This is a genomic window from Sphingomonas sp. PvP018, from assembly GCF_017876865.1.
GTDB lineage: Bacteria > Pseudomonadota > Alphaproteobacteria > Sphingomonadales > Sphingomonadaceae > Sphingomonas > Sphingomonas aerolata.
The window spans coordinates 1873319-1885644 of sequence record NZ_JAGIOU010000001.1; the positions used below are offsets into that span (position 1 = coordinate 1873319).

14 protein-coding genes are annotated in these 12326 nt (G+C 68.8%); 10 read left to right on the forward strand and 4 right to left on the reverse strand.

The window, feature by feature from the left end:
* Window positions 1-489: 489 nt before the first annotated feature.
* Complete coding sequence (locus tag J3A66_RS08135) at window positions 490-1305, reverse strand: LD-carboxypeptidase (protein ID WP_209568174.1); 816 nt, start codon at window positions 1303-1305, stop codon at window positions 490-492.
* 48 nt (window positions 1306-1353) lie between these two features.
* On the opposite strand from J3A66_RS08135, the gene J3A66_RS08140 reads away from it, so the two are divergent.
* From J3A66_RS08140 to J3A66_RS08170, 7 genes are all read left to right on the forward strand, one after another.
* Window positions 1354-2778: a Mur ligase family protein gene (locus tag J3A66_RS08140; RefSeq protein WP_209568176.1), complete on the forward strand. Its 1425-nt coding sequence runs from the start codon at window positions 1354-1356 to the stop codon at window positions 2776-2778.
* A 36-nt stretch (window positions 2779-2814) separates the two neighbouring features.
* Window positions 2815-3069 (forward strand): DUF6356 family protein, encoded by a 255-nt coding sequence (locus J3A66_RS08145; protein ID WP_031395112.1) that lies wholly within the window; start codon window positions 2815-2817, stop codon window positions 3067-3069.
* Between the two features lie 454 nt (window positions 3070-3523).
* A complete protein-coding gene (locus J3A66_RS08150) occupies window positions 3524-3931 on the forward strand; it encodes a hypothetical protein (RefSeq protein WP_209568178.1) in 408 nt (135 codons plus the stop codon).
* Complete coding sequence (locus J3A66_RS08155; protein WP_056409051.1) at window positions 3928-4131, forward strand: helix-turn-helix transcriptional regulator; 204 nt, start codon at window positions 3928-3930, stop codon at window positions 4129-4131. Before J3A66_RS08150 ends, J3A66_RS08155 begins: the two co-directional genes overlap by 4 nt.
* Before the next feature lie 51 nt (window positions 4132-4182).
* Window positions 4183-4920, forward strand: coding sequence for an alpha/beta hydrolase (locus tag J3A66_RS08160; protein WP_209568180.1), 738 nt, complete (start codon window positions 4183-4185; stop codon window positions 4918-4920).
* Complete coding sequence (locus J3A66_RS08165; RefSeq protein WP_107045619.1) at window positions 4917-5729, forward strand: tetratricopeptide repeat protein; 813 nt, start codon at window positions 4917-4919, stop codon at window positions 5727-5729. The genes J3A66_RS08160 and J3A66_RS08165 overlap by 4 nt, the downstream gene beginning before the upstream one ends.
* A gap of 244 nt (window positions 5730-5973) precedes the next feature.
* The gene (locus J3A66_RS08170; RefSeq protein WP_037531709.1) at window positions 5974-6387 is read left to right on the forward strand and encodes a VOC family protein; all 414 of its coding nucleotides are present in this window, start codon (window positions 5974-5976) and stop codon (window positions 6385-6387) included.
* Between the two features lie 28 nt (window positions 6388-6415).
* On the opposite strand, the gene J3A66_RS08175 is transcribed toward J3A66_RS08170, so the two are convergent.
* Entirely contained in the window at window positions 6416-6676 is a 261-nt protein-coding gene (locus J3A66_RS08175) for a hypothetical protein (RefSeq protein ID WP_209568182.1), read from the reverse strand.
* Between the two features lie 299 nt (window positions 6677-6975).
* Here J3A66_RS08175 and J3A66_RS08180 point away from each other — a divergent pair, with 299 nt between their 5' ends.
* The 3 genes from J3A66_RS08180 (at window position 6976) to J3A66_RS08190 (ending at window position 9700) form a co-directional block, all read left to right on the forward strand.
* Window positions 6976-7716, forward strand: coding sequence for a Crp/Fnr family transcriptional regulator (locus J3A66_RS08180; protein ID WP_235516509.1), 741 nt, complete (start codon window positions 6976-6978; stop codon window positions 7714-7716).
* A 226-nt stretch (window positions 7717-7942) separates the two neighbouring features.
* A complete protein-coding gene (locus J3A66_RS08185; RefSeq protein WP_056679374.1) occupies window positions 7943-9376 on the forward strand; it encodes a DEAD/DEAH box helicase in 1434 nt (477 codons plus the stop codon).
* A gap of 57 nt (window positions 9377-9433) precedes the next feature.
* Entirely contained in the window at window positions 9434-9700 is a 267-nt protein-coding gene (locus J3A66_RS08190) for a hypothetical protein (protein WP_037530941.1), read from the forward strand.
* Between the two features lie 496 nt (window positions 9701-10196).
* Here the strand turns inward: J3A66_RS08190 and hslU are convergent, their stop codons facing one another.
* A complete protein-coding gene (hslU, locus tag J3A66_RS08195) occupies window positions 10197-11492 on the reverse strand; it encodes an ATP-dependent protease ATPase subunit HslU (RefSeq protein ID WP_031393589.1) in 1296 nt (431 codons plus the stop codon).
* Window positions 11493-11610: 118 nt separating this feature from the next.
* Window positions 11611-12153 (reverse strand): ATP-dependent protease subunit HslV, encoded by a 543-nt coding sequence (hslV, locus tag J3A66_RS08200; protein WP_081874259.1) that lies wholly within the window; start codon window positions 12151-12153, stop codon window positions 11611-11613.
* Window positions 12154-12326: the final 173 nt, after the last annotated feature.

Consider the following 12326-nt stretch of genomic DNA (forward strand, 5'->3'; position numbering starts at 1 on the left):
ACGCCGCTGATGAAGGACAGCGCCCAGTTACGCCGACCTCACCACCTGGACCCCGGCCTCCGCCGGGGAACCCACCCCCGTCATCCTGACGAAAGTCAGGACCCAGAGCCAAGCAGCGCGCGCCGCGACCCCAGCAAGCCGCAATAACCCGCGCCCACCCCCAAACCCCACCCCGGCGAAGGCCGGGGCCCAGTTGGGAAACGCCGCTGATGACGGACAGCGCCCAGTTACGCCGACCTCACCACCTGGACCCCGGCCTCCGCCGGGGAACCACCCCCGTCATCCTGACGAAAGCCAGGACCCAGAGCCAAGCAGCGCGCGCGCCGCAACCCCAGCACACCGCAATACCCCCGCGCCCCTTCCCCAAACGCCACCCCGGCGAAGGCCGGGGCCCAGTTGGGAAACGTCGCCGACAAAAGACCGCGCTCAGTTACGCCGACCTCACCAACTGGACCCCGGCCTCCGCCGGGGTGGAAGCAATCTGCCCCCTCACCCCACCCCAAACGGCACCACATGGTTCGCCTGCGTGTGCCCCACCTCGGCCCGCCCCAGATACGGCACCCCCATATCCCGCGCCCAGCGCACCATCATGTAATCCAGCGTCTCCCCCCAGGCCGGCTCGTTCGCCTGCACCGCGGTCACCGCCCCCAGCCGCAACCCCGCAATCCCCTTCAGCTGGGTCGCATTGGCCACCTTGAACAGCATCCGGTCGATCGCATACATCGGCTCCGACACCTCCTCGACGATCAGCACGTGGTCGGTCAGGTCGGGCAGCCACGGCGTCCCGATCAGCGACGTCAGGATCGACAAATTGAACGCCGCCGAAGGCTGCCCCCCGAGCCCCGGCTCGAGTCCGCTGCGATCCCCCCGCGCCATCCACCCGAGCGACCGCGCCACCGTCGCCTCGCCGTCATGCCGGTTGATGTCGCTCACCATCGGCCCGTGCGCCACGCGCCCGATCCGCCGCGCGTACAGCGCCCCCAGCAGGAACCCGACATCCGAATAGCCCAGATACGTCTTGTGCCGCGCCGCGCGCCCCAGCTCGGGCATCACTATCTGCAGGATCCGGTTCGCGCCATAGCCCCCGCGCAGGAACCAGATCGCGTCGAACGCCGGATCATTGGCATATTCCAGAAACGCCGCCGCCCGCGCGAAGTCCGACCCAGCGAAATGCCCGTCGGTCGCGGTGCACTGCGGATGGAACACCAGCTCGACCTCGGGAAACGCGCGCGCCGCATAGGCGGTGACCACGGGGATCGCCGAAGGATTGGTCCGGCTCGACGCGGCGAGAACACCGATGCGCATGGTTCGTCCTGTCTTGCCCCGTTACGCAACCGCCGATAGCGCGAGCACATGGATATCACCAACCCCTCCGACCAGACCGCCGCCGACCAGCCCGCCTATTTCTTCATCGGCATCGGCGGGTCGGGCATGATGCCGCTCGCGATGATCCTCGCGGGCCGCGGCGCGACCGTCGCGGGATCGGACCGCAATCTCGACCAGGGCCGCGTCCCCGCCAAGTTCGACGATCTCGCCGCCAAGGGTGTCGCGCTGTTCCCGCAGGACGGCAGCGGCATCGTCTCCGCGGACCAGCACGTCGTCGCCTCCGCCGCGATCGAGCCGACCGTCCCCGACATGATCGCCGCCGCCGCGCTCGGCTGCCCGCGCGCCACCCGCGCCGAGTTGCTCGCCTCCTTGTTCAACGACAGCCGCCTGCCGATCGGCGTGGCGGGCACCAGCGGCAAGTCGACCGTCACCGGCATGATCGGCTGGATCCTCCACACCACCGGCCGCGACCCCACCGTGATGAACGGCGCGGTGATGAAGAACTTCGTGCGCCCCGACGCCCCCTTCGCCAGCGCGCTGGTCGGAGCCGGCGACACCTTCGTCAGCGAGGTCGACGAAAGCGACGGCTCGATCGCGCATTACGCGCCCAGGATCGCCGTGCTCAACAATGTCAGCCTCGACCACAAGTCGCTCGAGGAACTTCGCGCGCTCTTCGGCGCCTTCATCGCCAAGGCGGAAACCGCGGTCGTCAACGCCAACGACCCCGACGCCGCAGCCCTCGCGTCGCGCCTCCCTCGCGGCCAGGTCACCACCTTCGCGATCGACGCCTCCGCCGATCTCCGCGCCGAGAATCTCACCCCCGAACCCTTCGCGATAGCCTTCGACCTCGTCTCGCGCGGCGCTCGCACGCGCGTGAAGCTCGCGGTCCCCGGCCGCCACAACGTCGCGAACGCGCTCGCCGCGATCGGCGCGGCAATGGCCGCCGACGTGTCGCTGCCCGACGCGGTCAGGGCACTCGCGAGCTTCACCGGCCTGCGCCGCCGCTTCGACTTCGTCGGCGAAGCGAACGGCGTCGCGGTGATCGACGATTTCGGCCACAACCCCGACAAGATCGCCGCGACGCTCGATACGCTCCACGCCTTTCCCGGCCGCCTGCTGATCCTCTTCCAGCCGCACGGCTATGGTCCCTTGAAGGTCATGGGCAGCGAACTCGTCGCCACCTTCGTCGCGAGGCTGGCCCCCGAAGACCTGCTCGTCCTCCCCGACCCCGCTTATTACGGCGGCACCGTCACCCGCGAGGTCACGAGCGCCGACATCGTCGCCCGGATCGCCGCGGAGGGCCGCGACGCCCGCCACATCGCCGACCGCGCCGACGCCGCCGCGCTGCTCGTCGCCGAGGCGCGCCCCGGCGACCGCATCGTCGTGATGGGCGCGCGTGACGACACGCTCAGCCTGCTCGCGGCGACCATGGTCGAATCCCTCGCCGGCTGATAGGATAAGCCCGATCCCCCGTCCGGAGACCCGCCGATGTTCCGCCGCCTCTTCCTCGACCATCCCGCCACCGTCGGCGAAAGCTATGCCGAGCATTTCGGCGTCGCCAGCCGGTTCGGCGTGACGATGATCGCCGGCGGCCTCGGCGCCCTCGTCCACGCGGTCGTCCCCGCCTTGTGCAAGACCAGCGGCAGCGACACGGTGCGCGAACTCCACCGCCAAATGGTCGCCAAACGCGGCGCCGTCGCCGCCGACCAGACCCAGATGAAAACGGTAGAATTCATCATCTGACCCCCGGCACAAGCCGACCCGTCCCCCCGCAAAAGCGGGGGCCCAGGACGAAGGCAGTAAGCGCCGCCCTCCCCCCACCCGTCATCCTGACGAAAGTCAGGACCCAGAGCCAGCAGCGCTGCGCCCCGCAACCCTGGATCCTGGGTCAAGCCCAGGATGACGGCGGTGAAGTGCAGCCCTCCCCACCGGACATCCCGACGGCGAGGAAGCGCCGCCCCCCCACTCGCCATCCGGACGGTGGGGAAACGCCGCCCTCCCCCCACCCGTCATCCTGACGAAAGTCAGGATCCAGAGCCAAGCAGCACCGAGCCCTGCCACCGTGGACTGCCGCCTACGTGGGAGAACGGACAGTCGCGATCGCATCCCCTCAACCCCGCCCCGGCTGTAAAGCCACCTTGACTCCCACGCCCTCTAATGACAAGCTCCCTTTACCAATTCGAAAGGACGCTTGACCATGCACAAGAGCCCCGCGCTGCGCCGCTACAACGCCACCGTTCTCGGTCTCAGCCTCGCGTACATGGGCACGCTGTTCGGCGTGGTGGCGCTGTTCCGCAGCCATCCGCCGACCGGCCCGCTCGCCTATCTCCTCGCGGTGCTGCCCGCGCTTCCGCTGCTCGGCGTCTTCCTCGCCTGGGGGCGCTATCTGCGCGACGAGCCCGACGAATATATCCGCACGATGAACGTCCGCCAGACGCTGATCGCCACGGTCTTCATGCTCTGCGCGACGACGATCTGGGGCTTTCTCGAAAGCTTCGGCCTCGCGCCCCATGTCCCGGCCTATTCGGCGGGTGTGCTCTGGTTTGCCGGCCTGATGCTCGGCGGGTGCCTCAACATCGCCGCGGTGCGCGCAGGGACAGCATGAAGAACCGCCTGAAAGTCCTGCGCGCCGAACGCGACTGGAGCCAGGGCGACCTCGCCGACCGCCTCGACGTCTCGCGCCAGAGCGTCAACGCGATCGAGACCGGCCGCTACGACCCCTCGCTTCCGCTCGCCTTCCGCATCGCCGAGCTGTTCGGTCTCGCGATCGAGGACATCTTCACCAGCCCCTCCGCCCCCGTCTGAACTCGCCGCCTGACCTAGCCCCACCCGCCCGCTTTGGCTAAAGCCCCGCGCATGACCGACACCACCACCCCCGCGCCGGACCGCCCCCGCCTCGCCTATCACCACACGACCGGCACCGGCCCGACGATCGTCTTCCTGTCGGGCTATGGCTCGGACATGACGGGCACCAAGGCGGTCACGCTCGAGGCCTGGGCGAAATCGCAGGGCCGCGCCTATCTCCGCTTCGACTATGGCGGCTGCGGCCGCAGCGAGGGCGCGTTCGAGGATCAGACGCTTATCGACTGGCGCGACGACGTGATCGCGATGCTCGAGGCCTTGGCGGACGGTCCCGCGGTGCTCGTCGGTTCGTCGCTCGGCGGCTGGCTGATGCTGCTGGTGGCGAAGGCCCGCCCCGATCTGGTCGCAGCCCTCGTCGGCATCGCCCCCGCACCCGACTTCACCGACTGGGGCTTCACCCCTGAGGAAAAGCTGACGCTGCTCAGCGCGGGCCGGCTCGAACGCGCCAACGAGTACGGGCCCGAACCCACCATCTACACCCGCGGCTTCTGGGCGTCGGGCGAGGCGAACCGGCTGATGTTCGGCTGGATCGAGATCCGCTGCCCCGTCCGCCTGATCCAGGGCCAGCGCGACAAGGACGTGCCGTGGCTACGCACCACCCGGCTCGCCGAGCTGCTTCGTTCAGCCGATGTGCAGACACTGCTCGTCAAGGACGGCGATCACCGCCTGTCACGCGATTCCGACATCGCGCTGATCATCCGCGCGGTCGAGGATGTGATCGCCCGCCTATGATCCTGATGCTGCTCGCCCCCGCGCTGCTCCTGTCCCAGGCCGCCAGCCCCGCCACAAAGCCTGCCGCCAAGCCGACCGCGGCACCGGCCGCCAGGCCCGCCGCCGCCGGCCCCGCCGACGATGCCACGCGGCTCCAGCGCTGCATCGCGACGATCGCCACCGATCCGGTCGCCGCGCGTGCCGAGGCGGGCCGCTGGCGGATGGCGGGCGGCGGCGCCGCGGCGCGCGACTGTGGCGGGCTCGCCTTTGCCGCGGAAAAGAACTGGGCCGCCGCCGCCGCCGAATTCGAGAGCGCGGCGCGCGACGCACAGCTCGCGCACGACGATCGTGCCGCGACCTATTGGGCGCAGGGCGGCAATGCCTGGCTCGCCGCGGGCGACGCGACCAAGGCGCGCGTCGCGCTCGATTCGGCGCTCACCGCGGGGACGCTGACCGGGCTCCAGCTCGGCGAGGCACGGCTCGACCATGCGCGCGCGCTCGTCGCGGCGGACGATCTCGCCTCCGCGCGCACCGATATCGATCTCGCACTGACCACCGCGGGCGACGATCCGCTCGCCTGGCTCCTGTCCGCGACGCTCGCGCGGCGGATGGGCAATCTGCCCCGTGCACGCGGCGACATCGCCGAGGCGCTCAAGCGCTCCCCCGACGACGCCTCGGTCCAGCTCGAGGCGGGCAACATCGCCGCGCGCGACGGCGACGAGACCCGCGCCCGCGCCGCCTGGGCCGAAGCCGCGCGCCTCGCCCCCGACACCCCCACCGCCCGCAACGCCATCGCCGCGCTCCGCCAGTTCGACCCGGCCAAACCCTGATCCGCCCGGAGAGCCGCACCCGCGCCACCGTCATTCCCGCGGCGGCGGGAACCCAGACTGGCAACCCTCACGGCCCGGCCACCCCCGCCCGCCCCTCTGGATCCCGCCTCCGCGGGGATAACGGACGGAGGATAGTGACGCGGCAACAGGCTCCACCGTGAATGCCCCACAACCCCGTCCGCCCCTCTGGAACCCTGCCGGGGCGCCGCCTATCTACCGGCGATCCAACCCGAAAAGGCCGTCCATGAAATATCTGCACACGATGATCCGGGTCACCGATCCGGCCAAGACGATCGCGTTCTTCGAGCTGCTCGGGCTGAAGGAGGCCCGCCGCCTCGAAAACGAGCAGGGTCGCTTCACGCTGATCTTCCTCTCCGCGCCCGGCGACGAGAGCGCCGAGGTCGAGCTGACGCACAACTGGGATCCGGAAGAGTATGGCGAAGGCCGCAATTTCGGCCATCTCGCCTACCGCGTCGACAATATCTACGAGACCTGCCAGCGGCTCCAGGATGCCGGGGTGACGATCAACCGCCCGCCGCGCGACGGCCACATGGCGTTCGTCCGCACCCCCGACAACATCTCGATCGAGCTGCTGCAGGACGGCCGGCTCGACCCCGCCGAGCCCTGGGCGTCGATGCCCAACACCGGCCACTGGTAAGACAGACGGCCCGCCCGCCCGCCGCGCGTCACGCGCGGCGGCGGGCCGGCATCGTCCCGGCCGCCATCGCCTCGGCACAGTCGGCGACGTGGACCGTCGCGCCGCAACCCTCGATGATCTCGATCCGCATCGTCAGGTCGACACAGCCCTGGCGGATGTCCTCCGCCAGCATCTCGCGCATCGCGACGATCGCATGCTCGATCGCCGCCGCGCGATGCGCCAGCTCGATCCCCTCGTGATCCTCGATCACCTCGCCGCCCAGGGCGATCTGAAATCTGTATCGCGGCATCAGCGACATCCTGTGCGTTCGACGCGACGGCCGGGACGACCGGCGGCGGCCGCGCCCAGTGTTCGCCCCTGTTTCTCGCAAGGCGTCTACGCCCCTGCGCGACGATCGGTTCCGCGCCACCCGTACAGCGCGCGGCACCCGACATTTTCTTACAATAACCGACAATTTCCGAAATGTGCGTCTAACCTATGTTTGAGCGAGGCTATAACGCCTGTGATAGTGCAGGGTGCCTCTGGGCAAGCTATGCTTAACCCGGCGACTGAGAGTTCGATATGCTCCCGCCCGAGCGGAGCCTGCATGTGGATTACCCCATCGTCGTCACCGATCATCTGATTGCCAAGCTCGCGACCCGGGTCGAGCTGAGCGCGGCGGATCGCGTGGCGATCGCGGCGCTGCCGTGCAAGCTGCGCACGATCGACCAGTCGACCTATATGCTGCGCGAGGGGCAACGCCCGCTGCGCTGCGCGTTCGTGATCGACGGCTTCGCCTATCGCCAGAAGCTCACCCCCGATGGCGAGCGCGAGATCGTCTCGATCCTGATGCCCGGCGACTTCATCGATCTGCAGAACCTGTTCCTCGAGGAATCGGATCACGACGTCCAGGCATTGACCCGGATCACCGTCGCCGAGATCCCGATCCCCGCACTGCGCGAGATCGTCGCGGTCTCGCCGAAGATCGCCACCGCCTTGTGGATCGAGGCGCTGGTCGAGGCGTCGATCCACCGCGAATGGCTGCTCAACGTCGGCCGCCGCAACGCCAAGATGCGGCTCGCGCACCTGCTCTGCGAATTCTCCGCCCGGCTGCGCGCCTCCTCGCTCAGCGACGCGGACGGCAGCTACGAACTGCCGATGACTCAGGAACAGATGGGCGATGCGCTCGGCCTGACCCCGGTCCACGTCAACCGCGTGCTCCGCGCGCTCGAGACCGACGGGCTGATCACGCGGCGCAAGCGGCAGATCGGCGTCGTCGACTGGTGCGCGCTGCGCGACGCCGCCGAATTCAACGAACGCTATCTCCACCTGACCCAGACGCGCCCCTGACGCCCTGGGCCAACGCCCCCAACCCGGCCACTCTTGACTTTTCGGCCGGTCGCGCGCATCTGACCGCCATCGAGGTGTCATGCAGCGTGATCGGACCTGAACAAGGTCCAGGCTCCGCCTCGGTCGTTTCAAACGGGCTTCCCTTTTCACGCGGGGTGTCAAAACACCACGCCCCTCGCGCGTCCTCCTGTGGATTCGCGAGCCCGGCACATTTGAGAGACTATTCATGTCCTTTTCCAACCTCGGCCTCGCCGAGCCCCTCGTCCGCGCGCTCGAAGCCAAGGGCTATACCGAGCCGACGCCGATCCAGGCACAGTCGATCCCGATCCTGCTCGAGGGCGGCGATCTGCTCGGCATCGCGCAGACCGGCACCGGCAAGACAGCCGCGTTCGTGCTCCCCTCGATTCAGCGCCTGACCGAGACGCAGAAGCGCGTCCTGCCGACGCATTGCCGCATGCTCGTCCTCGCGCCGACCCGCGAACTCGCCAGCCAGATCGCCGACAGCGCGCGCGCTTACGGCCAGTTCAGCAAGATGTCGGTGACCACCGTGTTCGGCGGCACCAGCATCAACAAGAACCGCCAGGACCTCAGCCGCGGTGTCGACATCCTCGTCGCAACGCCGGGCCGCCTGATCGACCTGATCGAGCAGGGCTTCTGCAACCTGTCGATGATCGAGATCCTCGTGCTCGACGAAGCCGACCAGATGATGGACCTGGGCTTCATCCACGCGCTGAAGAAGATCGTCCGCATGCTGCCGAAGAAGCGCCAGACGCTGTTCTTCTCGGCGACGATGCCGACCGCGATCCGCGACCTCGCCTCGCAGTTCCTGCTCGATCCGAAGACCGTCTCGGTCAAGCCCGCCGCGACCACCGCGGAGCGCGTCGACCAGTATGTCACCTTCTGCAACCAGTCGGAAAAGCAGGCACTGCTGACGATCACGCTGGGTGATCCCGCGATCGACCGCGCGCTCGTCTTCACGCGCACCAAGCATGGCGCCGACCGCGTCGTGAAGCTGCTCGCGGGCAACGGCATCGCCTCGAACGCGATCCACGGCAACAAGAGCCAGGGCCAGCGTGAGCGCGCACTCGGCGAGTTCAAGCAAGGCAAGGTCAAGGTCCTGATCGCGACCGACATCGCCGCACGCGGCATCGACGTCTCGGGCGTCAGCCACGTCATCAACTTCGAGCTGCCCAACGTCGCCGAGCAATATGTCCACCGCATCGGCCGTACCGCACGGGCGGGCGCCAGCGGCATCGCCGTCGCGTTCTGCGCAGATGACGAGAAGGCATACCTGCGCGACATCGAGCGGATCACCCGCCAGAAGGTGACGGTCCGCCCGCTGCCGGACGATTTCGTCAACCTGTCGAACCAGATCAAGCAGACGCGCGTCAAGACGATGGGCGCCGATCCCGAAGTCCGGATCGACCGTCCGCGCGATCCCGCGCGTCCCCGCGCCACCCACGCGCCCCGCGCGACCGGCACCACCGGCCGCAACTATGCGGGCGCGAGCCGTGGCGGTCAGGGTGGCGGCGGCCAGGGTGGCGGCGGCGGTCGTCCCCAGGGCGGCGGTCGTCCCGGCGGCCAGGGCGGTGGTCGCCCCGCCGGTGGCGGTCGCCCCGGCGGCCAGGGCCGCGGCGCCGGCCCCAGTTCGGCACGCTAAGGCCCCATGTCTTTGCCTCGCGGGTTTGCTATAGGCAGACCTGCGAGGAGAAGACTGATGGACGTCTCGAATACCCCGATCGCCGAACGCATCGCCCGCGTCCTGGCGGGCCAGCGGATCAGCGCCAACGCCGGCGGCGACGCCGCCTCCGCATCGCGCCTGATCGACGACGCCTGGACCGACTATCTCCCCGACGCGCTCGCGGTCCTGCGCACCTTGCGCGAACCCGACCAGACCATGGCCGCCGCCGGCGACCCCGCCATCTGGGAAACCATGGTCCTCGCCGCGCTGAAGGCCGCGCGACCGCAGACGGTGGTTCTGTAGCGCCCGCCAAGCGGCGGACCACGCCTCCCCCAGGCTGACGACCGTGGTGCGCGCGCCACCTCACCCCCCGCGTCATCCTGACGAAAGTCAGGACCCAGAGCCAAAACCGCCGCCGCCCGTAACCCTGGATCCTGGGTCAAGCCCAGGATGACGAAGAGGGCGGGAACCGCCCCCCACCCGCTTGCCCCGACCGAAGTCGAAGGGCCTGCGCCCCCTCCCGTTCGCCCTGAGCGAAGTCGAAGTGCCCGCGTCCCCATCCGTTCGCCCTGAGCAAAGTCGAAGGGCCCGCACCCCCACCCGTTCGCCCTGAGCAAAGTCGAAGGGCCCGCGCCCCCACCCGTTCGCCCTGAGCGAAGTCGAAGGGCCTGCGCCCCCGCCCGTTCGCCCTGAGCGAAGTCGAAGGGCCGGCCCCAAGTGCTTCGACTTCGCTCAGCACGAACGGAGCGGGAGAGCGCAATGGCACCCCCGCCCCCGAACGCACCCGAAAACCCCCGGACTAAAGCACGAACCGGCTGAGATCCGTATTCCGTGCAATCTCCTTCAGCTGGCTGTCGACATACGCCCCGTCGATCACCACGCTCGACCCGCCGCGATCCTCGGCATTGTAGCTGACGTCCTCGAGCAGCTTCTCCATCACCGTCTGCAACCGCCGCGCACCGATATTCTCGACCTCGGCATTCACCTCCGCGGCGATCCGCGCGACCGCGGCGATGCCGTCCTCGGTGAAGCGGATCTCCACCCCTTCGGTGGCGATCAGTGCCTTGTACTGCAGCGGCAGCGACGCCTTGGTGTCCGACAGGATCGCGACGAAATCCCCCTCGGTCAGGCCCTTCAGCTCGACCCGGATCGGCAGACGCCCCTGCAATTCGGGCAGCAGGTCGCTCGGCTTGGCCACATGGAACGCCCCGCTCGCGATGAACAGGATATGGTCCGTCTTCATCGGTCCGTATTTGGTCGCGACCGTCGTTCCCTCGATCAGCGGCAGCAGGTCGCGCTGCACGCCCTCGCGGCTCACCGACCCGCCGCGCCCGTCGCTGACCGCGATCTTGTCGATCTCGTCAAGGAACACGATCCCGTTCGCCTCGGCATCCGCCAGCGCGACGCGGCTCACCTCGTCCTGGTCGAGCCGCTTGTCCGCCTCTTCCTCGACCAGCTTGTCCCACGCCGCGGTCACCGTCAGCTTGCGGCGCTTCAATTGCTGCCCGCCGCCCAGCGACTTCATCATCTCGCCGATGTTGATCATCTGCGGCGCGCCGCCGGGGATCTCGAACGGCGTGGTCGGCGTCTGCTCGACCTCGATCTCGACCTCGGCCGCGTTCAGATGCCCGTCGAGGAACCGCTGCTTGAAGCTCTCGCGCGTCGCGGTGCTCGAATCCTTGCCGACCAGCGCGTCGAGCAGCCGGCCCATCGCCGCCTCCTCCGCCTTGTCCTTCACCGCGATCCGCCGGCGCTCCTTCTCCAGCCGGATCGCCTCCTCGACCAGGTCGCGCGCGATCTGCTCGACGTCGCGCCCGACATAGCCGACCTCGGTGAACTTGGTCGCCTCGACCTTGACGAACGGCGCATCGGCCAGCTTCGCCAGCCGCCGGCTGATCTCGGTCTTGCCGCAGCCGGTGGGCCCGATCATCAGGATGTTCTTCGGCGTCACCTCGTCGCGCAGATCCTCGCTGAGCTGCTGGCGCCGCCACCGGTTGCGCATCGCCACCGCGACCGCGCGCTTGGCGGCGGCCTGGCCGATGATATGCGCGTCAAGCGCGGCGACGATTGCCTTGGGGGTAAGCTGGTCGTTCATGATCACTCTTCTTCGCCCCTCCCCTTCAGGGGAGGGGTTGGGGGTGGGGACTATCCGCGGGGCGGGCGCCTGGTGAAGCCCGACCCGACCCCTCCCCTGAACGGGAGGGGCGTCGAAATCAGCTGGTCGAGTCCATCGACTCCACGGTCAGCCGGTCATTGGTGTACACGCAGAGCTCGGACGCGATTCCCATCGCCTTGCGGCACAGCACCTCCGCATCGCTCTCATATTCGACCAGCGCGCGCGCCGCGGCGAGCGCATAGTTGCCGCCCGACCCGATCGCCGCGACGCCGTTCTCGGGCTCGAGCACATCGCCATTGCCGGTCAGGATCAGCGTCACGTCCTTGTCCGCGACGATCATCATCGCCTCGAGGTTGCGCAGAAACTTGTCGGTCCGCCAGTCCTTGGCAAGCTCGACCGCGGCACGGAGCAACTGCCCCTGATGCTGCTCCAGCTTGCGTTCGAGCCGTTCGAACAGCGTGAAGGCATCCGCGGTCGCGCCGGCGAACCCGCCGATCACCGACCCGTCGCCGAGCCGTCGCACCTTGCGCGCATTGGGTTTCATGACCGTCTGGCCCATCGAGACCTGGCCGTCGCCGATCACGACGACCTTGCCGCCGCGCCGGACCGAAAGGATGGTGGTGCCGTGCCAGACCGGCATGGCGTGGGGATCATTTGCACTCATGACCGCGATGTAGGGTGCGCTTTCGACCACGCAACGGTCCGCTGCATCCACCCCCTGCACCACCCCCTCACCCTCCCGCTCGACTTCCCTGTCAGCTTCCCGGTTACCTTCCCCCTTTACGTCATCCTGACGAAAGTCAGGATCCAGAG